Here is a 24,732-nt window from a genome sequence, read left to right on the forward strand (position 1 = left end):
GACGGCGAGACCTTTTTCAGCGTGTGGGCCGCCAATGGCAAGCGGCAATGGCGTGATCGCCGGCGGTCTATTCCATATCCGCCACCTTGCGGCGCCGGGCGGGCTTGGCGGCAGGGGCTTTTGGACGATGCCCCATGTCGCGCAGCTGCAACGCCTTCTCGCATTTGGCCATATAGTCACGAGACATCGGCAGCGTGTCGTTCTTCTTGGCGATCTGGATTTGGAAGACCACCAGATCCTGCCAGCGGAAAGCGGCTTCCGAGGCTGCCAGATAGAACTCCCACATGCGGCAAAACCGTTCGTCATAGATCGCCTTGGCCTTGTCGCGGTTGGCGGCAAAGCGCTGGCTCCAATGTCTCAGCGTCTCGGCATAATGTAGCCGCAGGACTTCGATGTCGGTGACGATGAGGCCCGACTTTTCGATCGCCGGCATCACTTCCGAGAGCGAGGGGACGTAGCCGCCCGGGAAAATGTATTTGCGGATGAAGGCGCTGGTTGCCCACGGCGCGCCGGAGCGGCCGATCGTGTGCAGCAGCATGACCCCGTCCGGCTTCAATAGCGTCGCCGATTTGTCGAAGAAGGTGCGGTAGTGGTTGACGCCGACATGCTCGAACATGCCGACCGAGACGACGCGGTCGAAGCGCTCGTTGAGCTCGCGGTAATCCCTCACTTCGAAATGCACGCGGTTCTCCAGGCCTTGCGCATGGGCGCGGTCGGTGGCGACGCCATGCTGCTCTGTCGACAACGTCACGCCTTGCACGTCGACGTCGAAGGACTTGGCGAGATAGAGACCGAGCCCACCCCAGCCGGAGCCGATGTCGAGCACCGTCTGGCCGGCCTTCAGCCTGAGCTTGGCGGCAATGTGGCGCTTCTTGGCTGCCTGCGCCTCGTCGAGCGTCATGTCCGGCTGCTCGAAGTAGGCGCAGGAATACTGCATGTCCTCGTCGAGGAAGAGTCTGTAGAGGTCGCCTGACAGATCATAATGGCGCTGCACGTTGCGGCGCGCTCGCGCCGCCGTGTTGATCTGCTGCAGGCGGCGGAAGGCGTGACGCAGGCCTTCAATCGCCTTCGACCAGGTGGCATCGATGCCGCCGCTGTCCATGTTCTGGAAGGCGATGCGCATCACCCCCAGCACGCCGCCCTCGAGTATATCGAGCTCACCGTCCATATAGGCTTCCGGCACCGCCAGCATCGGATCGAAGCTGATGGCGCGCTCGGCATGCGTGGTCTTGATGTGCATGTGCACCAGATCGCCGCTGCCGTCACCGAAAGTCACGGAGAGGCCTTTCGGTCCGGTGACCTTGAGATTGCCGGTGCGCACCAGGCGGTCGAGAATGCGTTTCAGCAGAATATTCATGAACAAATGTCCCCTCTCGGTCAGACACGCTGTTTCGGCGCATGACCCGACAATCGAAATCGATTTCGGAAAGGATCATGCGCCGAACCAAAGTCCTGCAGCGTCCTTTGCGCGTCCAAACGACGCGCGGCGCTATAGTCTGCATCAAGATATAGGGGGTCGAAAAGTTCCGTTTGGCACAAAAAAGCCCGGGCGAGGCGCCCGGGCGTTGGTCCAGAAATGACTGGAAGCCGACGGAACGTTTTAAAGCGCCGCTCTGACGCCTTGTGACGTGCAATCAGCCGTTGTCTTCGCCGCCTTCGAACTCGGCATTGGGATCGAAGAAGTTGTCCGGGCGCGCATTGTCGTTGATGTCGTCGCCATAGATGGCTTCGGCTGTGGTCAGCGTCTCGCCCTTGGCCTGGCGCTCGGCTTCGTCGGCCGTGCGGGCGATGTTGAGCGTGATGGTGACCTCGACTTCCGGATGCAGGGCGATCGCCACATTGGTCAGGCCGATGGTCTTGATCGGCTGGTTGAGCAGGATCTGGTTGCGGTTGACCGAGAAACCTTCCGCCGTCAGCAACTCGGCGATGTCGCGGGTCGACACCGAGCCGTAGAGCTGGCCGGTTTCGCCGGCCGAACGCACGGCGATGAAGCTCTTGCCGTCCAGCTTCTCCGAAATCTGCATCGCCTCGGACTTGCGCTCGAGGTTGCGGGCTTCGAGCTGGGCGCGCTGGCCTTCGAATTTCTTCTTGTTGGCTTCGTTGGCGCGCAGCGCCTTGCCCTGCGGCAGCAGGAAGTTGCGGGCGAATCCATCCTTGACCTTGACGGTATCGCCCATCTGGCCGAGGCGGGAAACGCGTTCGAGAAGAATGACTTCCATGGTTTTGTTCCTTCGTTTGGGGCGCCAAGTCACTGGCATCGACGCCGAATTGTCTGGAACAGGTCAGGAAGCTGAGGGCGTCGCCGCCGATGTCGCTGTCCTGCCTGTCGCGGCAGTTAGAGGTCTTCACCTCAACCCGGGATTTGATGGCAACCCTGCGGCGCCCGTCGCCGTGGGAAAAGCGGGCGGCGAACCGCCCGCTGGCTAGACCATGATCCCGAAAACTGGAAATCGGTTTTCGGATAAGATCATGGTCACCTAATCAGTGTTAGCGAACCACGTAGGGCAGCAGGCCGAGGAAGCGGGCGCGCTTGATCGCCTTGGCGAGTTCGCGCTGCTTCTTCTGGCTGACGGCGGTGATGCGCGACGGCACGATCTTGCCGCGCTCGGAAATATAGCGCTGCAGAAGACGCACGTCCTTGTAGTCGATCTTGGGCGCGTTGGCGCCGGAGAACGGGCAAGTCTTGCGGCGGCGGTGAAACGGGCGCCGGGTCGGGATCTGGTTGATGTCGACCATTATTCTGCTCCCCCTTCAACAGCTTCGCGCGGACGGCGCGGGCCACGGTCTGCACCATCGCCACCGAAGCTGCGCGGCGGGCGATCGCCACGGTCGCCGCGATCGCGGTCGCCGAACGAGCGCGGGCCACGGTCACGGTCGCCGAAGCCGCCGCGTTCCGAGCGCTCTTCGCGCTTCTGCATCATTGCCGACGGGCCTTCCTCATGCGCATCGACCTTGATGGTGAGGAAACGCAGCACATCCTCGGACAGGCCCATCTGGCGCTCCATCTCGTCGAGCGCGGCCGGCGGGCAGGTGATGTCCATCAGCGTATAGTATGCCTTCCGGTTCTTGTTGACCCGGTAGGTGAGGGACTTCAGTCCCCAGTTCTCGACCCGGCCGACGGACCCGCCATTCGCTGAGATGACGCCCTTGTACTGTTCGACAAGCGCATCGACCTGCTGCTGCGAGAGGTCCTGCCGGGCAAGAAACACATGTTCGTAAAGAGCCATATTGTTCTTTGCCTTTCTTCGTTTCTCTCCCGGTCCCGGCGGCAAAAGCCTCTGCAACTTCTCTGACCCGGCGATCCCTGGCCGGGCGGGGAAGAAAGGAGCATGACGAGACGGTCGAGAGCGGAGACACGGGAGGCGGAAGCGCTTCTGGCTCCACACGAAGGTTTCGAAAAACCTCCGGCCCTCCGTTCAGCCCCCAGCAAGGACCGGCAGATTGCGGGCGTCTATACAGGAATTTGGCCGCAAGACAAGGGCGAGCCGAAAAACCGCCGCGCTCAGGACGACATGTCGCGGCATCTTCAGCTTGTATGCGGGACCCGCTTGTTCACCGTCTCCGGGAAGAAATCGGACGCTGCACGGCGCTTGCCGAACATCATGTCGTATTGCAGCAGGCGGAAATCGCGAATCGCCGGGTCGATTTGCTTCTTGCGCGCCCAGTCGGGCGTGTCCTCGCCCGTCGGCGTCAATAACAAATTGCGGTCGACGACGCTGTAGCGCTCGCGCATCTGGCCGAGGAAGCCGGTGTAATAGGGGTGGCTGATCCCGGCCGTGGTCAGGATATGGTAGGGCAGGAAAGCCGGGCTTACCGCACCCATGTCCGCGGCCGGCCCGGTGCGGTTCGACCATACCACCAGCGGCGTCTTGTGATGCAGCAGCATCTGGTCGGGCGGCTCCTTGCGCGGCGCGACGTTATCCCTAAGGAAGCCGGTCTCGACATAGACCGGACCGAGCGGCGGCAGATGGTCGCCGAAGAAGGCGATGACCGTCGGTCGCCGCCGGTTCTTCGCCCATTCGATGAGGCGCTCGAGGCTCTTGTCGGCGTCGGATGCGCCTTCCGTGAAGCTCAGCAGCGAATCCTTTGCCCACTGGCTGGTCGGAGCCTGCACCTTGTGGGTCGGATTGTAATAGCGATTCGGTTCGTAGGGTCCGTGGTTTTGCAGGCTGACGGCGAAGTAGAAGAACGGATCGTCCGTGGCGTCGGCTTCGCGGATGATCTCGTCGGTCATCGCCGCGTCCGACGTCAGCGGCCCGCGCTTTTCGAGATATGGCATGTTTTCTTCGGACTTGAAGTCATCGAAGCCGAAATCGGCATAGACCGGCGTTCGGTTCCAGAACCAGCTTGTGCCCGGATGGATGGCGCGCGTCTCATAGCCCTGGCTTTTCAGGAACGTCGCCATCGACGGCACCGGCGCGCGGACATATTGCTGGTAGGGGATGCTGCCGGCCGGCAGGAAGGCGTTGGAAAAGCCGGTCAGCGCCTCGAACTCGACATTGGCGGTCATGCCGCCGAATTCCGGCGAGAACACGTGGCCGGAGCGCAGCGCCCGCACATTGGGAATCGGATCGGGCGTGATGGTGACGCCGGGCAGTTCGGTCGGATCCCAGAAGGATTCGCTCATGACGATGATGATGTCTGGCTTCTCGGTCGGCACCGATGCCTTCACGCCAGATCTTTCGATGGCCGCGATCGCCTTGTCGGAGTAGCCGGCAGGCGCGGCGACATGGGCCATCGGCACGTTGAGGGCGAAGGCCAGTGCGAAGCCGTTGGAGGCGTAATTTTCCTTCTGGTCCCACATGATCGGGATGATTTGCAGCCGGTCGCGGGTCCACGAGAACGTCGCGTAATCCATGATCGACACGAAGAAGGCGAGCAGCGGCACGGTCAGCGTCAGCCGGGCCAGGCGCCCCTTGCGACCGAGCGCCGGTACGCGGCGGCGCCACAGCCGCCAGCCATAAACGAGCAGCGAGAGGCTGCCGACGATGCCGACCGCCAGAGCGATGGCGGTTCCCGGACGTTCGCGCACCAGCAGCGGCATCAGCGCCACGATCTGACGTGAATAGAGGAAATCGGTCGGATAGAGCGGATCGCCGAGATAGAGCGATTTCTGGTGGCCGACAAAGGCCAGCGCCAGCGTCAGCGGCGCGACGATCATCAGGCTCTGGTGGCTGCGGCCGAGCACGGCATCGAGGCCGATGAGGATCAGCGCGAAGATGATGATGGTGGTCCAGCCCGGCTTGAAGGGCTGCAGGAAGAAGCCGACGGTACCGGCAAAGTCGCCGCGCACGATCAGTTCGATGGCAAAAACCAGGATGGTGGCGGCGAGAAGGCTGACGAGGCCATAGCGGATAACAGGCCATTTCCGGCCCGGCAGATAGCCGGTGGCCGGATCGCCTTCTAGAAACTGTGGCGCGGATTTGCCAACGCCTTTCTTAATCCTGGCCACCTTACAATTCCCCCGACCATACACAAAAGTGTCATTGAGCTGTCATCGATATGTCACGAAAAGCTAGCGTCTGTGGCTGAAATAAGAAGAGCCAGCAAACGAATCGTGAGCGATTTTCATCATGAGTGATCGAAAAAAAGCCTTTTGGAACAGGTACTCGGCGAGCGATACCGAGCCGGAGCGGCCCGGGTCGGGCTGCTAGCGGACTTGACTTGTCCGCCCGCCTTGCGTCACAGGCAGGAAAAATCAGCCGCTTGGGAGGCACGCATGGCAGTCGCATTCACCTTTCCGGGACAGGGCAGCCAGGCTGTCTGCATGGGCAAGGACCTCGCCGACGCCTTTCCGGAATCGCGGAAGATCTTCGAAGAGGTTGACGACGCGCTCGGCGAAAACCTGTCGAAGCTGATCTGGGAAGGGCCGGAAGAGAGGCTGACGCTGACCACCAATGCCCAGCCGGCGCTGATGGCTGTGTCGCTCGCCGCCATCCGGGCGCTGGAATCGCGCGGCCTCTCGCTGAAGCACAAGGTCGCCTATGTCGCCGGCCACTCGCTCGGCGAATATTCGGCACTTGCCGCCGCCGGTTTCGTTTCGGTCGCCGATGCCGCCCGGCTCTTGCGTATCCGCGGCAATGCCATGCAGGCGGCTGTGCCGGCCGGCGAGGGCGCCATGGCGGCCATCATCGGGCTGGAACAGGCCGATGTCGAAGCCGCCTGCGCTGAAGCGGCCAAAGATTCGATTTGCCAGATCGCCAACGACAATGGCGGTGGCCAACTGGTGATCTCCGGCGCCAGGGCGGCCGTCGAGCAGGCGGCGAAGCTGTGCACGGAAAAGGGCGCCAAGCGGGTGCTGATGCTGCAGGTCTCGGCGCCCTTCCATTCGGCGCTGATGGCACCGGCGGCCGAGGCCATGCGCGAGGCGCTGGCCGGCGTGACGAAGAACACGCCGTTCGTACCCGTGGTCTCCAACGTGTCGGTCACGCCGTCCAGCGATCCGGATGCAATCGCCCACCGCCTGGTCGAACAGGTGACGGGGCGCGTGCGCTGGCGCGAAACGGTGGAATGGTTTGGCGCCAACGGCATTGCGACGCTGTACGAGGTGGGCGCCGGCAAGGTGCTGTCGGGACTGGCGCGGCGCATCAACCGCGACATCGCCACCGGCGCCGTCGGCACGCCAGCCGATGTCGAGGCGGCGTTGGTGGCGCTCGATTGAACCATGCGCGTCCGGCTGATGCGGGCGCTTGAATTCTTGGCCTAGTCGGGATATGTGAATACATGTATTCACAGGAGATCGGAATGCCGACATCAATCCGACTTGCCCCCGAAATCGAAGAGCGTCTGGATTTTCTCGCGGCCAGGACTGGCCGCAGTAAAGCGTTTTATCTGCGCGAACTCATCGAGCGCGGTCTTGAGGACGTGGAAGACTATTACCTCGCGGCCGAAGTGCTGGAGCGGATCAGAAGCGGCGACGAGGACGTCATGACAGCCGAGGACTTCTGGCGTGGCCTGGACGCTTGAATATGCCCGCTCGGCGCGCAAATTTATTGAAAAACTGGATCCGCAGACACGTCACCGGCTCCGCGACTTCATCGAGAACCGTATTGCCGCCCTCGACAATCCGCGTGAAGCCGGCAAGCCGCTGAAGGGACCGTTAGCGACTTTTTGGAGGTACCGGGTTGGGGATTATCGAATTATCTGCGATGTGCAGGACAAGCGGCTCGTCATTCTGGTGGTTACAATAGGCCACCGCAGTGATGTCTACAGGTAGCCACATTCGCCGGCCTGTCCGATTTGGAAGAGGATCAAAGACATGTTCGAATTGACCGGCCGCAAGGCGCTCGTCACAGGCGCATCGGGAGGCATCGGCGAGGCTATCGCCAGGGTGCTGCATGCGCAGGGCGCTGTCGTCGGCCTGCACGGCACGCGCGTCGAGAAGCTGGAAACGCTGGCGGCCGAGCTCGGCGACCGGGTCAAGCTGTTCCCGGCGAACCTTTCCAATCGCGAAGAGGTCAAGGCGCTCGGCCAGAAGGTCGAGGCCGATCTCGAAGGCGTCGACATTCTCGTCAACAATGCCGGCATCACCAAGGACGGGCTGTTTGTGCGCATGTCGGACGCCGACTGGGATTCGGTGCTCGAGGTCAATCTGACCGCCGTGTTCCGGCTGACCCGCGAACTCACCCATCCGATGATGCGGCGCCGGCATGGCCGCATCATCAACATCACCTCTGTGGTTGGCGTCACCGGCAATCCCGGCCAAACCAACTACTGCGCCTCCAAGGCCGGCATGATCGGCTTTTCCAAGTCGCTGGCGCAGGAGATCGCCACGCGCAACATCACCGTCAACTGCGTCGCGCCGGGCTTCATCGAATCGGCGATGACCGACAAGCTCAACGACAAGCAGAAAGAGGCGATCATGGCGGCGATTCCGACACGGCGCATGGGCACCAGCGCCGAAGTTGCCTCCGCCGTCGCTTACCTCGCTTCCAACGAAGCCGCCTATGTCACCGGCCAGACCATTCACGTCAATGGCGGCATGGCGATGATTTGACAGTTGCGGGAAACACCCTTTTCGCCTTGGAGCCCGGCCGATTTTCGTGTAATGCGGCCCGCAACCCGGCGGTTCGGGCAAAAACCGGTCCGGTGCCGTTGCGTTTCCGACAGGACCATCTTTCAGCTTGATTAGCGGCATTCTGCCCGCTAACGAAGACAGACAAACAAAAGACGAGGATGCCCAAATGAGTGACACCGCAGAGCGCGTCAAGAAGATCGTTATCGAGCACCTTGGCGTCGATGCCGACAAGGTGACGGAGCAGGCGAGCTTCATCGATGATCTGGGCGCGGACAGTCTCGACACGGTCGAACTCGTCATGGCGTTCGAAGAAGAATTCGGCGTCGAGATCCCGGACGATGCGGCCGAAACCATCCTGACTGTCGGCGATGCGGTGAAGTACATCGACAAGGCTTCGGCCTGACGCTATTTGCAGTCATCACCGAGGAGGACCTGCGATGAGGCGTGTCGTCGTCACGGGCCTTGGGCTGCTTTCGCCGTTCGGCGCAGGCTTTGAGCACGGCTGGAAGGAACTTCTGACCGGCCGCAGCGCAGCCAAGCGGATCACCGAGTTCGAGGTGGAGGATCTTGCCTGCAAGGTCGCCCACGTCATCCCGCGCGGCAATGGTGAGAATGCCACCTTCAATCCCGAGACCGTTCTCGAGCCGAAGGAACTGCGCAAGATCGGCGACTTCATCCTCTACGGGATCGCGGCCGCCGACGAGGCGCTGAAGGATTCGGGGTGGGCGCCGAAGACGCATCAGGAGCAATGCGCCACCGGCGTGCTGATCGGCTCCGGCATCGGCGGCATCGAAGGCATCGCCGAGAACGCGATGATCCTGAAGGAGCGCGGTCCGCGCCGCATCAGCCCGTTCTTCATCCCCGGCCAGATCATCAATCTTGTATCCGGCCAGGTTTCGATCCGGCATGGGCTGAAAGGCCCCAACCACGCCGTCGTCACGGCTTGCTCCACTGGTGCGCATGCCATCGGCGATGCCGCCCGGCTGATCATGTGGGGCGATGCCGACGTGATGGTCGCAGGCGGCACGGAAGCGCCGGTGACGCGGCTGTCGATCGCCGGCTTCGCCGCTTGCCGGGCGCTGTCGACCGACCGCAACGACGCTCCGGAAACGGCCTCGCGTCCCTATGACCGCGACCGCGACGGCTTCGTCATGGGCGAGGGCGCCGGCGTCGTCATTTTGGAGGAACTGGAACACGCCAAGGCGCGCGGCGCCAAGATCTATGCCGAGGTCACCGGTTACGGCTTGACCGGCGATGCCTATCACATCACCGCGCCGGCCGAAGATGGTGACGGCGCCTTCCGTTGCATGGTGGCGGCGCTGAACCGGGCCAAGCTGACGCCCGCAGACGTCGACTACATCAATGCGCACGGCACCTCGACCATGGCTGACACGATCGAACTGGGCGCCGTCGAGCGGCTGGTCGGCAACGCCGCTTCGAAAATATCGATGTCGTCGACCAAGTCGTCGATAGGCCACCTTCTGGGTGCGGCGGGCGCCGCCGAGGCGATTTTTTCGATCCTCGCCATTCGCGACAACATCGCGCCGGCCACCATCAATCTCGACAACCCGGAGCGCGAAACGGCGATCGACCTGGTGCCGCACAAGCCGCGCGCCCGCCAAATCGATGTGGCGCTGTCCAATTCTTTCGGCTTCGGCGGCACCAACGCCTCGCTGGTCTTCCAGCGCTACAATGGCTGACCGGTCCGCCGACCGACACGGTCTATGCGTGTCGTCAATTTTGCCATATTCGCCCCTACTGTGCCCAAAGGGATTCGTTGCAAGATCAAACGGTAGGGCGCCATGAGCACAAATTCGGCGGACAACGGGCAATTCGGGCAACGGTCCGCACCGTCGGGCCCGATCGTGCCGAAAACGGCCAGCGAGGCATTGCGGCCTGAAGCCGGCACGCCGCCGCCCAAGCGCTCGCGCGCCTCGCGCAGCCAGTTCGTGGTGTTCATGAACTTCGTCATCTCCCTGGTGATGCTGATGGTTCTGGCGGCTGGCTTTGCCTTGTATTTCGGCAAGCAGGAATTTAACGAGCCCGGCCCTTCGGCCAATGCCGACACCTTCCTGGTCAAGCCGAACACCGGCGTCCAGGAGATTGCAGAGCAGCTCGAGCGGCGCGGACTGATCAGCGACGCGCGCATCTTCCGCCTTGGCGTGCGCGCTTTTGGCAATGATTCCGCCCTGAAGGCCGGCGAATACGAGATCAAGCCGCAGGCCTCGATGCGCGACATCATGGAGTTGCTGAAGAGCGGCAAGTCGGTGATGTATTCGCTGACCGTCCCCGAGGGGCTGACGGTCGAGCAGGCGCTGCAGCGCATCGCCGATCAGGCAGCGCTCGACGGCGATATGCCGCGGACCATTCCACCCGAGGGCAGCCTTGCTACCGACACGCTGCGTTTCACCCGCGGCGCGACACGCCAGCAGATGGTCGAAAAGCTTTTGGCGGACCAGAAGAACCTTGTCGAGGAAGTCTGGCAGCGGCGCGCCCCCGATCTGCCTCTGGCCAGTGTCGAAGACTTCGTCACCCTGGCTTCGATCGTCGAGAAAGAGACGGGCAAGGGCGACGAACGCTCGCGGGTCGCGGCCGTCTTCCTCAACCGGTTGGCCAAGGGCATGCGGCTGCAGTCCGATCCGACCATTATCTACGGCCTGTTCGGCGGCAAGGGCAAACCCGCCGACCGCCCGATTTATCAGTCTGACATCAAGAAGCCGACGCCCTACAACACTTATCTGATCAACGGCTTGCCGCCGACGCCGATCGCCAATCCTGGCCGTGCGGCACTGGAAGCCGTCGCCAATCCGTCGAAGACCGACGACCTGTATTTCGTTGCCGACGGCACCGGCGGTCACGTCTTTGCCGCGACGCTGGCCGAGCACAACGAGAACGTCGCCCGCTACCGGGCGCTGCAGAAGGAACTGGCCGATGAAGCCGCCAAGGCCGGTGCTGCCAAGGCCGACGCCGCCAAGGTGGAAGGTCAGACCGACGCGCCGGTTGACGGCGGCGATGGCGATGCTGGAGCGGCGGCGCAGTAGCGCCGGACGGTTTGAAATCGTCCCTCCGATTCGTCTGACGGCCGGGACGTGCTGATTTTGTCATCAGGAGCGCCCTGCGTCCGATTCGACGCGAACAGGCGCTCCGGATTTTGAAGCCGCGCACGATCTGGCCCGGAACCGCTTCCGGGATCATGCGCCAGGGGGAAGCAAGGGCATCATGAATTTGCAGAGCATGACCGGTTTTGCACGGGCCGTCGCCGAACATGACGGCACGTCGATCGCCTGGGAGGTCAAGTCGGTCAACGGCAAGAGCGTCGAGGTCAGGCTGCGGCTGCCGCAAGGCCTCGAGCGACTTGAGCCGGCCGCCAGGCAGACGGTGCAGAAGCGCTTTGCGCGCGGCAATTTCCAGGCAACGCTGACCGTCGGCCGCGCAGCCGGCCAGCAGGCGCAGCCCGTGGTCAACGAGGCCTTCCTGAGAGATCTGGCGGGGCAGGCCAAGCGGCTGCAGGAGATGTTCGGCGCAGCGCCTGCGACAGCCGACGGGCTGCTTTCGCTGCGCGGCGTGCTCGACATCCCCGAAACCGTCGAAACCGAAGAGGCGCGGGCGGCGCTCGACAGCGCGATACTCTCGGCGCTCGAAGTGGCGCTGGGCGGGCTGGAGCAGGCACGCCAGGGCGAGGGCACCGCCCTGCGCTCGCTGCTGTCCGGTCATATCGACGCTATCGAAGCGCTGACGCTGCGCGCCGAGGCCGATCCGTCGCGCGAGCCGGCGGTGATCCGCGAACGGATTACCGAGCAGGTGCGGCTGCTGATGGATGCCTCCGCCAATCTCGACGCCAGCCGGTTGCATATGGAAGCGGCGTTCCTGGCCACCAAGGCCGATATCCGCGAGGAGATCGACCGGCTGAAGACACATGTGGCATCCGGCCGGGTGCTGCTGGCAGGCGGCGGCGCCATCGGCCGCAAGCTCGATTTTCTGGCGCAGGAATTCAACCGCGAATCGAATACGCTGTGTTCGAAGTCGAACGCCGCTGCGATCACCGCCATAGGGCTGGAGCTGAAGGCGGTCGTCGACCAGTTTCGCGAACAGGTCCAGAATCTGGAGTAACCCTGATGGTCGCCAAGGAGCCTATGGTTGCCAGGGATTTGGGTTCCCGCATTCGCCGCCGGGGTTTGATGCTCGTGCTGTCGTCGCCGTCCGGCGCCGGCAAGTCGACGATCGCGCGCAATCTTCTGGAAAGCGATTCTAGTCTCGAACTGTCGGTTTCCGTCACCACGCGGCCGCGCCGCGGCAGCGAGATCGAAGGCGTCCACTATCATTTTCGCACCATGCGTGAGTTCGAGCGGCTGCGCGATTCGGACGAACTGCTTGAATGGGCCGAAGTGCATGGCAATTGCTATGCCACGCCGCGTGAGCCGGCCGAATTGGCGCTGGCACAGGGCCGCGACATGTTGTTCGACATCGACTGGCAGGGCGCCCAGCAACTCAAGGAGAAGATGCGCGCCGACATCGTCTCGATCTTCATCTTGCCGCCCTCGATGAAAGAGTTGAAGGCGCGGCTGAAGCGCCGCGCCGAGGACCAGGAATCGGTGATCGAGACGCGTCTGAAGAACGCTCGCAACGAGATCGAGCACTGGAAGGAATATGATTTCGTCATCATCAACGACGATCTCGACCGTGCCTTCGCCGAGGTACGCGGCATAGTCATCGCCGAGCGGCTCAGACGCGACCGCCGGCCCGGGCTGTTCGATTTCGTCTCGGGGCTGCTCGATGAGAAGACGGACTAGGGGCCGCCGCAATCACACCGCGTTGGTCAGTCGCACGAATTCCTCGACGCTCAAGGTTTCCGCCCGCCGCGTCGGATCGATGCCGGCGCGGGTGAGCAGGGCTTCGCCGCCGAGGCTCCTGACGCTCTGCCGCAGCATTTTGCGGCGCTGGCCGAAGGCCGCTTCGGTAACGCGGCCGAGCTTCTTGACCTCGGCGGGCAGCGGATTTGCCCGCGGCACCAGATGCACCACCGACGACACCACCTTGGGCGGCGGCGTGAAGGCTTGCGGCGGCACGTCGAAAGCGATTTTTGCCTCCGTCCGCCAGCCTGCCAGCACGCCCAGCCGGCCATAGGCATCGCTGCCGGGGCGGGCGACGATGCGCTCGGCCACCTCGCGCTGGAACATAAGCGTCATCGATGCGTAAAAGGGCGGCCACTCGGCGACGGTCAGCCAGCGTATCAAAAGTTCGGTGCCGATATTGTAGGGCAGGTTGGCGACGATCCTCACAGATCCATTGCCTCCATGTGCGCCTTCGGCAAGCGCTGCAAAATCCGTCTTCAACGCGTCGCCGGCAATGATTTCCAAACGGCCCGGATAGTGATCTGACACCTCCGCAAGCGCTGCCAGGCAGCGCTCGTCGCGCTCGATGGCGATGACCCGAGCCGCGCCGTGGGACAGCAGCGCCCGGGTCAGGCCACCTGGACCCGGACCGACCTCGATTACCGTGGCGTCGGTCAGGTCGCCGGCGGCGCGCGCGATCTTGCCGGTCAGGTTGAGGTCGAGCAGAAAATTCTGGCCGAGCGCCTTTTTTGCCTGCAACCCATGGCGTTCGATCACCGCGCGTAACGGCGGCAGCCCGTCGGTGCTCATGCGACCGCTCTCATGCAAAGCCTCATGCGGCGGCAGCCTTCGCCCCGATGTCGGCAAGCCTGCGGGCGAGCCTGAGCGCCGCGATCAGGCTGTCGGTCCGGGCTATGCCCTTGCCGGCGATATCGAAAGCTGTGCCGTGATCCGGTGAAGTGCGGATGAAGGGTAGGCCGAGCGTAACGTTGACCGCCTCGTCGAACGCCAGTGCCTTGGCCGGGATCAGCGCCTGATCGTGATACATGCACAGCGCCACATCGTAGCCGGCTCGGGCGCGGGCGTGGAACAGCGTGTCGGCCGGCAGCGGCCCGAAAGCGTCGATGCCCTCCGCCCTCAGCCTTTCGATCGCCGGGCGGATGATGCGCTCGTCCTCGGCGCCCATCGCGCCGCCTTCACCGGCATGCGGATTGAGGCCGGCAACGGCAAGCCGCGGCTTGGCAATGCCGAAGCGATATTCGAGGTCGGCGGCGGTGATGCGGGCGGTCGCGACGATCAATTCCGTCGTCAGCGCTTCCGGCACCTCGCGCAGTGCAATGTGGATGGTGACCGGAACCGTGCGCAACTCGGGACCGGCAAGCATCATCACCGGCATCGCTTGTGCGCCGGTGTGGAGCGTCGCCAGATGCGCCAGATACTCAGTGTGACCGGGAAAACGGAAGCCGGCATCGTAGAGCGGCTTCTTGGCGATCGGGCACGTAACGACCGCCGCCGCGCGACCGCCAAGGCAGACGTCAACAGCGCGGTCGATGGCCTCGATGATGCCGGCGGCGTTGGCCGGGTCCGGCCGGCCGGGGTCGTCGACGAAGCGGGCGGCAAGCGGCATGACGGGCAGGGCGCGCTCAAAGACGCGCTCCGCTTCGGCTGGCACTGTCTCCGTGATTGGCACATCGGCGCCGAGCAGGCGCGCCCGTGCGGCAATCAGCGCCGGATCGGCTACAAGGTAGAAGGGCGGCACACCAGCGCTGTCACGCGCCTGCCAGGCGGCAATGGCGATTTCCGGCCCGACGCCGGATGGATCGCCGGCGCTCAGCGCCAGCGCTGCCTCTGGCGACTTCAGCGCTCGACGATGCGGGCTTTCTTCCGCAACTCCTCGACATATTTCGTGGAGAGCTCGTCGGCGTCCTTGCCACTCGAGCCTTCGCTCTGGAACACCATCTGGGCGGCCTTGTCGTCGGACACTTCGCGCGACGAGCAGATGCCGATGAACTCGACGCCGCGGTCTGTTTCGCGCGTGGGGGTGGCGCCGCCGACCTTGGTGGCCTTGATCTGGTCGGCCCAGTCCGGCGGCAATTGCGGCGCCAGTATCCGGCCGAGATCGCGAACAGTGACGTCGATCAGGCCCTTGGCGAATTCGCGCGAGGTGTTGCAGCCGTTGAAGCGGGCGCGCATGGCGTCGGCCTCGCGCTTGCGCTTGGACAGCGTCGCGCTGCGCTCGGCCGCCGGCACGACGAAAATGACCTGCTGCAGCATGTACTCCATGGCGGTCGGCTTGTTGCCGCCCTTGTCGAGCATGCGCCTGACTGCGTCCTGCTCGCTCACGGAGCCGCCGCTCTCTGAGCGATGGCGCGCGGTCAGCGCCTGGTTCCAGGCCATCTGGGAGCGGATGAACTCCTTGAAATGCTCCTTGCCGACGCCGGACTGCGCCATGACGCCGTCGAGTTGCTTGAGCTGCATCTTGTTGGTCGTGGCAAAGCGCTGATAGGCAGCCTCGACCTGGGCGTCGCTGATGCGGATGCCGAGACGCTTGGCTTCGGCGACGCGCAGCGTCTGCTCGATCATTTCCTCGGCGGCATTGCCCTTCTTGCGCTGCAGGCGCAGGAAGGCAGCCCGATGCTGGATGTCGCCAGTGGTGATCGGTACGTTGTTGACGACGTATTTGATCTGGCTGGCGAAAGCCGGCGGCGTCATCATGGTGATCGAGGCTGAGGTCGCCGCCACCAGCAGCGCGAACCCTGCCGAAAAGAGGTATTTCCTCATCGAAAGCATCCCAATCCTATCTCGGTTGCGGCCCAATTTTATCGCATTTTGAGGGAACTGGAACCCGTGCCTGTGCTATGCGGCGAAACGATGTCGTTAGCTGCGAAGTGCGTCCACTTTTACGCACGACGTATGCTCAAGACACTTTGAATTTTTCGGGCTGGTGTGTTGGCCGGCCGCCCGTTCCGCCTGTCCGTTATTGGCCAGTGGTCTGCTACTGGACAGTGTTGAAGGAGCTTTGCGTCGAGCCGAAATCGCCGAGCGTGCGAAACGACAGGTTGAAACCGATATTCTGCGACACTTCCTTGGTGCTCAGGTCGCGGGATTCCGAGAACGTCATCAAGTAGGTGAAGCAATCATCACTATAGGCAAAGCCGACCCCGTCCTTGACCAGGACGCTTTGCTCGAGATCGTAGGTGCCGGTACCGAAGACACGCCAGTTCTCAGCAAGTTGCGCCGAGGCGCCGAGCGTGACCTCGTGACGATCGGTCGTGAAACCATAGAGCGGCTGAGCCTGGATGAAGGCGTATTTGGCGCTGAACGAAATCGGCAGGCCGGAATAGGCTGCCTTCACCTCGGCGCGGCGAATCTCGAAGCTCTGCTCGTCGAAGCGGCCGCTGACCGAGCCGGAAAGCCCGCCGGGGCTGTTGAATCCGACAAGGCCGACATAATCGGAGCTCGCGGTCTCCAGGCCCGAATCTTCGCCGACGTTGACCAGGTCCGGCGCGTCGAAGGAGTTCTGGCCGTCAAGCTGGTAGGATTGGCCGAATAGCGCGTTGGTGCTCCAGCCATTGTCATAGGCGCCGGAATAGCGCAGCCCAACATTGGCGCGCGTGCCGCCTTCCAAGCGGTCGTAGCCGGAGAACTTGTCGCGCTCGAACAATGTCGTGGCATCAAAGACGAAGCTCTGCGCGTCCTCGTTGGGAACAGCGAGGCCGCCGACATATTGCTCGTTCGGACGCACGAACACCTGCGCCATCGGCTCGAAGATGTGACTGGAACTGGTCGACGAAAACAGCACCGGCCAGCGCATTTCCAGTCCGGCGGTTGCCATGAAGCGGGCGAGCGACGATCGCGTATCGTCGTCGACGCCGAGGTTAGACGCCATCTGATTGATGGCATTGAGCGATCCCGAAGAGGCGTTGACATAGCCGGCATCGCCGCGCAGCGCCAGCAGGGGCGTCAGCAGCAGCCCGCCATCGGTGGTGAAGGTGCGCTTCCATTCCGCTTCGGCAGTGAGACGGCCCGATTGGCCCTCGATGCCGCGTACACTGGTGACGGACGCAGCGTTGTTCGGATCGGCAAGGGCCCTATCCAGCCTGTCGCGGCTGATAGCCTGCGCGTTGACATTGAGCGACAGCTGCCCGCCGCCCACCGCCATGTCGGGGATGTAGGCGTAGTCGAGCGAGGGCAGCACCCAGGGCTGTTTGCCGGCGCGCGCGGTCGGATCGTCAGGGAGTGCCTCTTCCTGGACCACAAAGCGCATGGCGCGCACGTCGAAATAGTTGCGGCCGTTGAGGCCGGTCAGGTAGATCGAGGAGCGATGCACGCTGTCGCCGAAGTCTTCGATGGCGTAGGTGCGTGAGAAGTTCTTGTCGGTCTGCAGCAGGACGTCCCAGCCGAAGTCCCAGCGCGGATTGATAGCGAACTGGCCCTTGGTGCCCATCATGCCGCGGAACTCGTTCGGGTCGCCGGCCGCACCCGAATCGACATTGCGCCCGTCGTCGTCGATAAACTCGTCGGGATCCTCTTGCCGGATGCCGGCGATCTTCAGACTGTACTGGCCGTTGTTGAAGCGCTGGCGCCACTCGGCTTCGCCGAGAAAGCCCTGCCTGGTATAGCCGCTGCCGGTGACGGTGAGGTCGTAGGTTGGTGAGAGCGCGAAATAATAGGGGACTTTGACGCCGAGGCCGAGGTCGCTCTTGTAAGCGATGCTGGGGATCAGGAAGCCGCTCTTGCGCTTGACGGTCGGGTCGGCAATCTCGAAGGCCGGCAGATAGGCGAGCGGAAAGCCGAAGAACTCGAAATTCGAATTCTCGAAGCGAACCGTCTTCTTTTCGCCGTTCCAGATGATCTTTCTGGCCTTGATGCGCCAGGTCGGCGCTTTGTCCGGCTTGTCCTCGCACGGCTCGCAGGCCGTGTAGACGCCGTTGTGGAACGTCGTCAGCACGCCGCCCATGCGTTCCGCGCTTTCGGCGGCGAAATAGGTCTTGTCGACGGTTTCGACACGCAGCGCGTTGACGAAGCCGTCGGCAAAATCGTCGGTGATGTCGACATGCTGCGAATAGATCTTGGTGCCGTCGCTGTTGATGACCTCGACATTGCCGCTGGCGACGAGCCGCTTGGTGTTGCGATTGTATTCTACCCGCTGGGCGACGAGGCGGTTGCCGCCATAATCGATCTGCACGCCGCCGACGGCCGTTACGGTCTGGTTGTCATTGTCATAGACCAGCGTATCTGCCGCCAGCAGCATTTGCGAACCGGTGGGAACGTCGGCTGCCATGCCGCTGATATCCTGGGCAAAAGCCGGGATACTCGGAACGACGCAAGCGAGCAGGCACGCCAAGGCGCTCGCCCCATAGAGGCGCGCCGAATCGGCATGCCTATGGATGCGCAAAACCGCCCCCCTCACTAGCCGTCTTCCTTGTACAGCAAGAAAGTCACCCCGAAGAACATAGCCACGACAACCGGAACCCATGCAGCGACGACTGTGGGTACGAATCCCGCCACGCCGAATGCCTTGACCAGCACTGTCACGACATAAAGCAGAAACCCGGCCAGGACGCCACCCAGAATCATCGTCGCGGATTGTCCCATCCTCGCAAATCGCATCGACACCGTTGCGGCGATCAAAGTCATGGCGACGAGAAGGAACGGCAGCGCTACCAGTGAATCAAATTGCATGGCAAAGGCATTTGCCTTGAGGCCGAAGGAGCGGGCAACCTCGATCTTGCCGGGCAGATCGTAGAAAGGGATGGTTTCCGGGCGCGCCAGCCGCTCTTGCACGAACTCGGGCTTGAGATCGGTCGGTATGCGGTCGGTTGCCACCGATTGGATGTTGCCGTCCCGGAACACCTTGACGTCCTGCAGTTCCCAGTAGCCATCCCGCAAATAGGCGTGCGCTGCGTCCTTGCGTTCGACGATGTCGCCTTGCGGGTTGAGGACGAAGAAGGCGGCGTCGGCCATCTCCAGGCCTTGATTGAGGATGGCGCGCGCGCCGATGATAGTATCGCCGGAACTGGTTTTCTGCCGGATCCAGGGCTCGGCGTCAGCCGAGACGGTGTTCGACTTGCCGGAGCGGAGCTGGGTTTCGATTTTTTCGGACCAGGAAAACGCATACGCGGCGATCGGATTGATGACGCCGACCGACAACACCCCGAACAGCAGCGCCCCGATGCAGCACGGCAGCAGGAATTGCCATGCGGATACGCCGGCGGAACGCGCGATGACCAGTTCATACCTGCGATTAAGCGAGACCAGCGTCGCCATCGCCGAGAACAGGCCGACGAACGGCACCGTCTGCAGCATGATCATCGGCATTCGCAATCCTGAGATGGCAAACGCCGTGCCGTAGGTAAAACCCGGCAAGCCGGTCGTGCGGCCGGAAAGCTCGGTGAAGTCGATCAGGAACACAAGCGCCAGGAGGCCGATGAAGAACCAGATGGTGATCGTCACGTAGCGGAAGAAGAAGTATCTGCCCAGAGTCCAGCCCATTAGCGTGTCCAGCCCATCAGCTGGCCTCTTGGCCAGAAGCGCCGCGCCTGGCGAAGCGGAGCTTCAGGGCGCTCCAGCCGTCACCGAAGCGGCCGGCGAAATTCGTCATCCAGTCGGCCCAGGCGACCGGCAGTTCCATGGTCCGGTTGGAGACGATGAACCATGTCGCGACTGCGGAGGCCACAATAGGAACGCCGTAGACCACATAGGCGTATTGCGGAATGTTGTCGGCCTTCCCAGCGGCAAAGAAACCGAGCCAGCGCACGAAAAGGGCAATCGCGATAGACGTGATCAGCGGATGAATGCGCGCCTCGCGATGGGAGCGCGCGTCTCCCGCGACTGCAAGCGCGATCAGCGCGAAAACGAGTGAATAGGACCATTCGGAGAAACGCTGGTGGACCTCGGCCAGGTACTTGTTCGGCCTTTTCTGGAACATCTTGTCGTTCGGACTGGGATTGAGCAGGTACTGTGTCGTCCGGTCCTTCGGCAAGAGCAATACCTCCGATGAGGCCGACATGAAGGCCGACAGGTCGAAGGCATAGGAGGTGAACCGGATGACCGAAAGATCGCCGGCCAGCGTTTTGCGATGGATGACGCCGTCGTTCATCATCAGCACCCGCTCGTCGCCACTTTCGATGATGGCGCCGCTCTTGGCGTAGTAGATGAGGTTGACGCCTTCTTCGCGTGAATCGGCGACAAAAATGCCGCCAAGGCGGTTGTCCGGAAGCCGCTGTCCGATCTGCAGGAACAGGCCGTCGTCGATCTTGTGGAAGGTGCCTTCCTGGATGATGAGCGACAGAAGATCGGCGCGCGACGACGCCACCAGCTCGCGGTTTTTCTGTCGTGCATAGGGGTCGACGCCGTTGTCGACGGCGAACGAAAAAACACTGGCCGCCAGTGCCAGGAGCATGATCGGCCTGACGATGGTCCAGCGCGAAGCGCCTGCGGCGTTCAAGACGGCAAGCTCAGAATCGGAATTCATCGCGCTCAGTGTCTGCGCGACCGCGACCACCAGGGCGAAGGGCACGACGATCGGGACGATCGACGGAATGATCAGCGCAGCGACCTCGAAGAAGGTCAGCGCCGACTGCCCGCTGTCGGTCACGAGATCGATGCGGGCGAGCACCTGCGTCGTCCACACGATCGCCAGCGTCCAGATGAGCGCTGCGAGGAAGACCGCCAACGCACGACGCATGATGTAGCGTTCAACGACCTTCATGAAGGCTTTTCTCGATTTTGCCGAACGGCATCATGCCTCCAGACAAGGTAGTCGCCCGGCGACGCCTGCACAACCGGTCCGTTGGCGGTTCGATCTGGTTCCCGTCCCACATCGTTGTTTCCGGTGGCCGGAGTGTCGGCGGCATTGGATAAGAAAGGGCGAACATCAATGGTTAACAACAGGTTGCGGCAGTAAAGCGGGGCCGTGCCGCGACGAATCGCCATCGATTCCATCTGCCATATGGGATCGGATTCCGGCAAAGTCTTGCCAAATGCCGGAAAACGACCAAATGTCGCGCCGGTCACCGACATGGCCGCCGCGGCTGCGACAGGTACAAGCATGAAAGCAGAAGTAACAGAATTGCGCAGCAAAACCGGCCAGGAATCGATTTTTCACGGTGCGGTCGTGATCGGCGCCAACACAATCACGCAGCAGATCGCCAGGCAGGGGCGATGGTTGAAAATGGGGGTGGTGCTTCCGGTCGGAAACAGCCAAATATCTGGTTCGTCAAGGCACTCCCCCGAAAACCCAACGCCTTTCCCGAAAGCAGGACATGATGACTTCGAGACCTTCGATCGCCTTTGCCAGGTTCGCAGTGCCCAAAAAAGGCAGCGTCTTCATGCTGGCGGCCAACGATGGCGGTCTCGGCGACGCGGCAAAGGCTTGCGATCCGGCAAAGACCCTGGAGCGGGCGTTTCCGGTGGCCGACTTTTCCGGCAAGTTCGCCGGCCTGGTCGAAGTGCTGGCGCCGGAGGGCACATCGCTCGACCGGCTGGTGGCGGTCGGCGCCGGCAAGGTCTCGGCGCTCGACGACTATGCCTGGCTCAAGCTTGGCGGCACCATCGCTGCATCCTTGCGCAAGGCGACGGAGGTGGCGGTCATGCTCGATCTGCCGGGTGCTGACGTCGGCGGCAGGCAAGCGGCACAGCTTGCCGCGGGCATTCTTCTGCGCAGCTATGCTTTCGACAAGTACAAGACGAAAAAGGACAATGGCGACGGCCAGCGCGACGGCAACAAGGCCGAGCCCAAAAAGCCGGTTAAGGTGACCATCCACACCGCCGACCCGGCGTCGGCGAAAAAGGCCTTCGCCGACGAGGTGGCGGTGATCGACGGCGTGCTCCTGGCGCGCGATCTGGTCAACGAACCGGCCAATATACTGGGGCCGGTGGAATTCGCCGCCCGCGTCAACGAACTGGAGGCGCTCGGCGTCGCGGTCGAGATCCTGGTCGAGAAGGAGATGAAGAAGCTCGGCATGGGCGCGCTGCTCGGCGTCGCACAAGGCTCGCCGCGTGGCGCGCGCCTGGCCGTCATGCGATGGAACGGCGGCAAGGCCAAGGACAGCCCGATTGCTTTCGTCGGCAAAGGCGTCACTTTCGACACCGGCGGCAATTCGATAAAGACGGCCTCCGGCATGGAGGACATGAAGGGCGACATGGGCGGCGCGGCCGCGGTGACCGGGCTGATGCACGCGCTGGCCGCGCGCAAGGCCAAGGCCAATGTCGTCGGCATCATCGGGCTGGTGGAAAATGCCGTCGACGGCCATGCGCAGCGCCCCGGCGACATCGTCACTTCGATGTCGGGCCAGACCATCGAGGTGCTCAACACCGACGCCGAAGGCCGCCTCGTCCTGGCCGATGCGCTGTGGTACTGCAGCGATCGCTTCCAGCCGAAATTCATGGTCAATCTGGCGACACTGACCGGCGCCACCATGGTCGCGCTCGGCCAGCACTATGCCGGGCTGTTCTCCAACAATGACGAATTGGCGAACAGGCTGACGAGCGCCGGGCAGGCGACGCAGGAACGAGTGTGGCGGATGCCGCTCGGCACCGAATACGACAAGCTGATCGATTCGAAAAATGCCGACATGAAGAACATCGGCGGCCGCTATGGCGGTGCCATCATCGCGGCACAGTTCCTGCAGCGCTTCGTCAGGGATACACCCTGGGCGCATCTCGACATCGCCGGCACCGCGATGGGCGCGCCGTCCAGCGAGATCAACCAGTCATGGGCCTCCGGCTTCGGCGTCAGGCTGCTCGACCGGCTGGTTCGCGACAACTACGAGGAGTGAGGCCCTTCAAGGCGCGATCATGGCCGACGTCCTGTTCTACCACCTGACCGAATCGACTCTGGAGGATGCGTTGCCCGGCCTGCTTGAGCGCAGTGTCGATCGCGGTTGGCGCGCCGTGGTACAGACCGGCTCCGAAGAACGGCGCGACGCGCTGGACCAGCATCTTTGGACCTTCAGGGACGATTCCTTCCTGGCGCATGCGACGGACCGCGAATCCTATCCGGCCGAGCAGCCGATCCTTTTGACAACCGGCCATGACAATCCGAACGAGGCGCAGATACGCTTCCTGGTTGACGGCGCGGTGCCGCCGAAGCTTGCCGGTTATGAGCGCGCCGTGTTCCTGTTCGACGGCCACGATGCGGCCCAGCTCGAGGCGGCGCGCACGCACTGGAAGACGATGAAGGAAGCCGGCCACGCAGTCACCTACTGGCAGCAGACCTCAGACCGGCGCTGGGAACGCAAGGCGTAGTAAAGCCTGCCGCCTGGGTGATCCGCAACCTGGGGTTGCTACAACTGAAGTCGTTCAGCCAAGTCAATGAAGTCGCTGGCCACCAGGTCCCAGGCTTGATCAGGGTGCATATCCGTGGTCTGCGCTACCCCGTGCTCGGTCGGACGCGGGACAAAGGCTGTTCGCAATCCGCATGCCCGAGCCGCTGCAAGGTCGCCATTGTGGGCGGCGACAAGACAGATCTCATCCGGCTTCATTGCCAGCACGTCAGCGGTGCGAAGATAGGCTTCCGGCGTAGGCTTGTACGCTTGCACGACTTCGGCGCCGAGGATCGCATCCCAGGGGATGCGACTACGCTTCGCCATGTTGAGCATGAGGACGATGTTGCCGTTCGAGAGCGGCGCGATGATATAGCGGGCCTTGAGCCGTGTAAGGCCGGCCACCGCGTCAGGCCATGGCTCCAATCGGTGCCATGCCAGGTTCAGCTCGTCCAGCTCGGGCGCCGGCACCGAAGCCGGGTCGATTCCGAATTCTGGCAAAATGGCTTCCAGATTCTCCCGATGCAGCACGTCGAGCCGTGTAAAGGGCCGCCGGCCGCTGCGCACCTCCTCCATTGCTGGGGAGTAACGGCGACGCCACGCATCCGCGAAAGCGGTAGGGATAGCGGATCCTGCTCCATGCCGCTTCAGGAACGGCTCAGCATCGCGCGCCACGCCGCTGCGCCAATCGACGACAGTGCCGAACACGTCGAATACCAACGCACATACGCCATCCAATGCCATCACATTCGGCTCCTCGATCCCCACTATTTTTCCTTCGTCGCCTGCCTCGTTTTCCCCTTTTCTCGGCCTTGCCAATTTGCTCGGCGATGCGGTCGGGCTTACGCGCGATGACGGCTGTGCAAATTAGATTGCAAAACAGACAAAGGGCACTGTCACCGATATTCCAGTGGCCTGGGCGCCGGCAACAACCCGGTACCGGCATGAGCGGAAGGGTGGCGGGCGCCACCATCGCGCCCACCCTCCTTCATTCGTTTGCCTTGAGCCAGATCTTTTGCGGACCGTGACCCTTGAAGTATTGTGGATCACTCGGATCGTAAACGAGTGATGGCCCGCTGGCGTCGAGGGGCGGGCACCAACGAAAGCTGAACCCGTCGTTTCTCAACGAGAGTTCAAGATCGCAGCCTCCAAATGCGAGGCCGACCCGGCGTCCCATTACCTTTTGATCACGCTGAAAGTACTCCCAGATCATCTTCTGGGCTCGGTCGCTGGGCATCGCCGCGTCCGTGAACTCCAAGTACATCGTCCAGGTCTTCGGTCTGATAAGGAGGCTCCTGATCGCATCCCCTCCAGGAGAATTATCGGCTCCGAAAGCGGAAACGGAGAGTAGGACGATTGCCAAGGTGGATCGGATTGCCCGCATCATGCAGACCCCGTTAAGCACCATCTGTGCCTTGTTGTAGCGCGGTCAGGGAGGCAAATCAGCAAAATGTCCGATTATGGCATGATCTCGGAAATTCCGGTTGTCCGGTTTTGCTGTTGATGGCGTCTAATTACTGATCGCGGTAGGGACGCCCATTGCTGAGCGTCCCTACCGCGATCCTTAATTCGTAACTCCGCGAAGCTCATGACAATTGCGAAAGGCGAGCGGCAC

General features: G+C 62.7%; 25 protein-coding genes. 11 read left to right on the forward strand and 14 right to left on the reverse strand.

What is annotated here, in order from left to right:
- Nucleotides 1-67: 67 nt before the first annotated feature.
- The 5 genes from AC0L3O_RS26080 to AC0L3O_RS26100 all read right to left on the reverse strand — a co-directional run bounded on the left by AC0L3O_RS26080 (nt 68) and on the right by AC0L3O_RS26100 (nt 5,452).
- Nucleotides 68-1,357, reverse strand: coding sequence for an SAM-dependent methyltransferase (locus AC0L3O_RS26080; protein WP_023800711.1), 1,290 nt, complete (start codon nt 1,355-1,357; stop codon nt 68-70).
- Nucleotides 1,358-1,634: 277 nt separating this feature from the next.
- The gene (gene rplI, locus AC0L3O_RS26085) at nt 1,635-2,219 is read right to left on the reverse strand and encodes a 50S ribosomal protein L9 (protein WP_027152677.1); all 585 of its coding nucleotides are present in this window, start codon (nt 2,217-2,219) and stop codon (nt 1,635-1,637) included.
- Between the two features lie 268 nt (nt 2,220-2,487).
- The gene (rpsR, locus tag AC0L3O_RS26090; RefSeq protein ID WP_006203718.1) at nt 2,488-2,736 is read right to left on the reverse strand and encodes a 30S ribosomal protein S18; all 249 of its coding nucleotides are present in this window, start codon (nt 2,734-2,736) and stop codon (nt 2,488-2,490) included.
- Nucleotides 2,736-3,227, reverse strand: a complete 492-nt coding sequence (gene rpsF, locus AC0L3O_RS26095; protein WP_473535532.1) for a 30S ribosomal protein S6 — start codon at nt 3,225-3,227, stop codon at nt 2,736-2,738. Before rpsF ends, rpsR begins: the two co-directional genes overlap by 1 nt.
- A 299-nt stretch (nt 3,228-3,526) precedes the next feature.
- Entirely contained in the window at nt 3,527-5,452 is a 1,926-nt protein-coding gene (locus AC0L3O_RS26100; RefSeq protein WP_473535531.1) for an LTA synthase family protein, read from the reverse strand.
- A 267-nt stretch (nt 5,453-5,719) separates the two neighbouring features.
- On the opposite strand from AC0L3O_RS26100, the gene fabD reads away from it, so the two are divergent.
- The 9 genes from fabD (at nt 5,720) to gmk (ending at nt 12,807) form a co-directional block, all read left to right on the forward strand.
- Nucleotides 5,720-6,661 carry an ACP S-malonyltransferase gene (gene fabD, locus AC0L3O_RS26105; RefSeq protein ID WP_473616980.1) on the forward strand — a complete coding sequence of 314 codons (942 nt, stop codon included), beginning with the start codon at nt 5,720-5,722 and terminating at the stop codon, nt 6,659-6,661.
- An 83-nt stretch (nt 6,662-6,744) separates the two neighbouring features.
- Nucleotides 6,745-6,966, forward strand: a complete 222-nt coding sequence (gene relB, locus AC0L3O_RS26110) for a type II toxin-antitoxin system RelB family antitoxin (RefSeq protein ID WP_473535530.1) — start codon at nt 6,745-6,747, stop codon at nt 6,964-6,966.
- Nucleotides 6,950-7,216: a type II toxin-antitoxin system RelE family toxin gene (locus AC0L3O_RS26115; RefSeq protein ID WP_128247644.1), complete on the forward strand. Its 267-nt coding sequence runs from the start codon at nt 6,950-6,952 to the stop codon at nt 7,214-7,216. Before relB ends, AC0L3O_RS26115 begins: the two co-directional genes overlap by 17 nt.
- A gap of 42 nt (nt 7,217-7,258) precedes the next feature.
- A complete protein-coding gene (gene fabG / locus AC0L3O_RS26120) occupies nt 7,259-7,996 on the forward strand; it encodes a 3-oxoacyl-[acyl-carrier-protein] reductase (RefSeq protein ID WP_473616981.1) in 738 nt (245 codons plus the stop codon).
- 187 nt (nt 7,997-8,183) lie between these two features.
- Entirely contained in the window at nt 8,184-8,420 is a 237-nt protein-coding gene (locus AC0L3O_RS26125) for an acyl carrier protein (protein ID WP_006203723.1), read from the forward strand.
- A gap of 34 nt (nt 8,421-8,454) precedes the next feature.
- Nucleotides 8,455-9,717 (forward strand): beta-ketoacyl-ACP synthase II, encoded by a 1,263-nt coding sequence (fabF, locus tag AC0L3O_RS26130; protein ID WP_287216706.1) that lies wholly within the window; start codon nt 8,455-8,457, stop codon nt 9,715-9,717.
- Nucleotides 9,718-9,819: 102 nt separating this feature from the next.
- A complete protein-coding gene (gene mltG / locus AC0L3O_RS26135; RefSeq protein WP_473535529.1) occupies nt 9,820-11,058 on the forward strand; it encodes an endolytic transglycosylase MltG in 1,239 nt (412 codons plus the stop codon).
- Nucleotides 11,059-11,236: 178 nt separating this feature from the next.
- A complete protein-coding gene (locus AC0L3O_RS26140; RefSeq protein ID WP_473535528.1) occupies nt 11,237-12,127 on the forward strand; it encodes a YicC/YloC family endoribonuclease in 891 nt (296 codons plus the stop codon).
- 5 nt (nt 12,128-12,132) lie between these two features.
- On the forward strand, nt 12,133-12,807 hold the full coding sequence (gmk, locus tag AC0L3O_RS26145; RefSeq protein WP_027152668.1) for a guanylate kinase: 675 nt from the start codon (nt 12,133-12,135) through the stop codon (nt 12,805-12,807).
- A 12-nt stretch (nt 12,808-12,819) separates the two neighbouring features.
- On the opposite strand, the gene rsmA is transcribed toward gmk, so the two are convergent.
- From rsmA to AC0L3O_RS26180, 7 genes are all read right to left on the reverse strand, one after another.
- A complete protein-coding gene (rsmA, locus tag AC0L3O_RS26150; RefSeq protein WP_128169254.1) occupies nt 12,820-13,659 on the reverse strand; it encodes a 16S rRNA (adenine(1518)-N(6)/adenine(1519)-N(6))-dimethyltransferase RsmA in 840 nt (279 codons plus the stop codon).
- 22 nt (nt 13,660-13,681) lie between these two features.
- Nucleotides 13,682-14,710 carry a 4-hydroxythreonine-4-phosphate dehydrogenase PdxA gene (gene pdxA, locus AC0L3O_RS26155; protein WP_473616990.1) on the reverse strand — a complete coding sequence of 343 codons (1,029 nt, stop codon included), beginning with the start codon at nt 14,708-14,710 and terminating at the stop codon, nt 13,682-13,684.
- Nucleotides 14,707-15,639, reverse strand: coding sequence for a peptidylprolyl isomerase (locus AC0L3O_RS26160; RefSeq protein WP_023800699.1), 933 nt, complete (start codon nt 15,637-15,639; stop codon nt 14,707-14,709). Before AC0L3O_RS26160 ends, pdxA begins: the two co-directional genes overlap by 4 nt.
- A gap of 205 nt (nt 15,640-15,844) precedes the next feature.
- Entirely contained in the window at nt 15,845-18,133 is a 2,289-nt protein-coding gene (locus tag AC0L3O_RS26165) for an LPS-assembly protein LptD (RefSeq protein WP_473535527.1), read from the reverse strand.
- Nucleotides 18,134-18,261: 128 nt separating this feature from the next.
- A complete protein-coding gene (gene lptG / locus AC0L3O_RS26170; protein WP_023800697.1) occupies nt 18,262-19,344 on the reverse strand; it encodes an LPS export ABC transporter permease LptG in 1,083 nt (360 codons plus the stop codon).
- A gap of 16 nt (nt 19,345-19,360) precedes the next feature.
- Entirely contained in the window at nt 19,361-20,563 is a 1,203-nt protein-coding gene (lptF, locus tag AC0L3O_RS26175; protein WP_023800696.1) for an LPS export ABC transporter permease LptF, read from the reverse strand.
- Nucleotides 20,560-20,874 (reverse strand): hypothetical protein, encoded by a 315-nt coding sequence (locus AC0L3O_RS26180; RefSeq protein ID WP_287073990.1) that lies wholly within the window; start codon nt 20,872-20,874, stop codon nt 20,560-20,562. Before AC0L3O_RS26180 ends, lptF begins: the two co-directional genes overlap by 4 nt.
- A 245-nt stretch (nt 20,875-21,119) precedes the next feature.
- On the opposite strand from AC0L3O_RS26180, the gene AC0L3O_RS26185 reads away from it, so the two are divergent.
- Entirely contained in the window at nt 21,120-22,631 is a 1,512-nt protein-coding gene (locus tag AC0L3O_RS26185) for a leucyl aminopeptidase (protein WP_287260713.1), read from the forward strand.
- Nucleotides 22,632-22,650: 19 nt separating this feature from the next.
- Entirely contained in the window at nt 22,651-23,100 is a 450-nt protein-coding gene (locus AC0L3O_RS26190; RefSeq protein ID WP_128169247.1) for a DNA polymerase III subunit chi, read from the forward strand.
- 38 nt (nt 23,101-23,138) lie between these two features.
- On the opposite strand, the gene AC0L3O_RS26195 is transcribed toward AC0L3O_RS26190, so the two are convergent.
- Together AC0L3O_RS26195 and AC0L3O_RS26200 are read right to left on the reverse strand one after the other, a co-directional pair.
- Nucleotides 23,139-23,885 carry a haloacid dehalogenase type II gene (locus AC0L3O_RS26195; protein WP_353728235.1) on the reverse strand — a complete coding sequence of 249 codons (747 nt, stop codon included), beginning with the start codon at nt 23,883-23,885 and terminating at the stop codon, nt 23,139-23,141.
- 220 nt (nt 23,886-24,105) lie between these two features.
- On the reverse strand, nt 24,106-24,375 hold the full coding sequence (locus AC0L3O_RS26200) for a hypothetical protein (protein WP_128169246.1): 270 nt from the start codon (nt 24,373-24,375) through the stop codon (nt 24,106-24,108).
- Between the last annotated feature and the right edge of the window lie 357 nt (nt 24,376-24,732).

This window comes from Mesorhizobium sp. WSM4810, assembly GCF_055811235.1.

What these genes read in the sequence shown, in the direction of transcription:
- AC0L3O_RS26080 (WP_023800711.1), bottom strand. Translation starts at nt 1,357, where the DNA reads ATGAATATTCTGCTGAAACGCATTCTCGACCGCCTGGTGCGCACCGGC.
- rplI (WP_027152677.1), bottom strand. Translation starts at nt 2,219, where the DNA reads ATGGAAGTCATTCTTCTCGAACGCGTTTCCCGCCTCGGCCAGATGGGC.
- rpsR (WP_006203718.1), bottom strand. Translation starts at nt 2,736, where the DNA reads ATGGTCGACATCAACCAGATCCCGACCCGGCGCCCGTTTCACCGCCGC.
- rpsF (WP_473535532.1), bottom strand. Translation starts at nt 3,227, where the DNA reads ATGGCTCTTTACGAACATGTGTTTCTTGCCCGGCAGGACCTCTCGCAG.
- fabD (WP_473616980.1), top strand. Translation starts at nt 5,720, where the DNA reads ATGGCAGTCGCATTCACCTTTCCGGGACAGGGCAGCCAGGCTGTCTGC.
- relB (WP_473535530.1), top strand. Translation starts at nt 6,745, where the DNA reads ATGCCGACATCAATCCGACTTGCCCCCGAAATCGAAGAGCGTCTGGAT.
- fabG (WP_473616981.1), top strand. Translation starts at nt 7,259, where the DNA reads ATGTTCGAATTGACCGGCCGCAAGGCGCTCGTCACAGGCGCATCGGGA.
- AC0L3O_RS26125 (WP_006203723.1), top strand. Translation starts at nt 8,184, where the DNA reads ATGAGTGACACCGCAGAGCGCGTCAAGAAGATCGTTATCGAGCACCTT.
- fabF (WP_287216706.1), top strand. Translation starts at nt 8,455, where the DNA reads ATGAGGCGTGTCGTCGTCACGGGCCTTGGGCTGCTTTCGCCGTTCGGC.
- mltG (WP_473535529.1), top strand. Translation starts at nt 9,820, where the DNA reads ATGAGCACAAATTCGGCGGACAACGGGCAATTCGGGCAACGGTCCGCA.
- AC0L3O_RS26140 (WP_473535528.1), top strand. Translation starts at nt 11,237, where the DNA reads ATGAATTTGCAGAGCATGACCGGTTTTGCACGGGCCGTCGCCGAACAT.
- gmk (WP_027152668.1), top strand. Translation starts at nt 12,133, where the DNA reads ATGGTCGCCAAGGAGCCTATGGTTGCCAGGGATTTGGGTTCCCGCATT.
- rsmA (WP_128169254.1), bottom strand. Translation starts at nt 13,659, where the DNA reads ATGAGCACCGACGGGCTGCCGCCGTTACGCGCGGTGATCGAACGCCAT.
- AC0L3O_RS26160 (WP_023800699.1), bottom strand. Translation starts at nt 15,639, where the DNA reads ATGCTTTCGATGAGGAAATACCTCTTTTCGGCAGGGTTCGCGCTGCTG.
- AC0L3O_RS26165 (WP_473535527.1), bottom strand. Translation starts at nt 18,133, where the DNA reads ATGGCAGCCGACGTTCCCACCGGTTCGCAAATGCTGCTGGCGGCAGAT.
- lptG (WP_023800697.1), bottom strand. Translation starts at nt 19,344, where the DNA reads ATGGGCTGGACTCTGGGCAGATACTTCTTCTTCCGCTACGTGACGATC.
- lptF (WP_023800696.1), bottom strand. Translation starts at nt 20,563, where the DNA reads ATGAAGGTCGTTGAACGCTACATCATGCGTCGTGCGTTGGCGGTCTTC.
- AC0L3O_RS26180 (WP_287073990.1), bottom strand. Translation starts at nt 20,874, where the DNA reads ATGTCGGTGACCGGCGCGACATTTGGTCGTTTTCCGGCATTTGGCAAG.
- AC0L3O_RS26185 (WP_287260713.1), top strand. Translation starts at nt 21,120, where the DNA reads ATGACTTCGAGACCTTCGATCGCCTTTGCCAGGTTCGCAGTGCCCAAA.
- AC0L3O_RS26190 (WP_128169247.1), top strand. Translation starts at nt 22,651, where the DNA reads ATGGCCGACGTCCTGTTCTACCACCTGACCGAATCGACTCTGGAGGAT.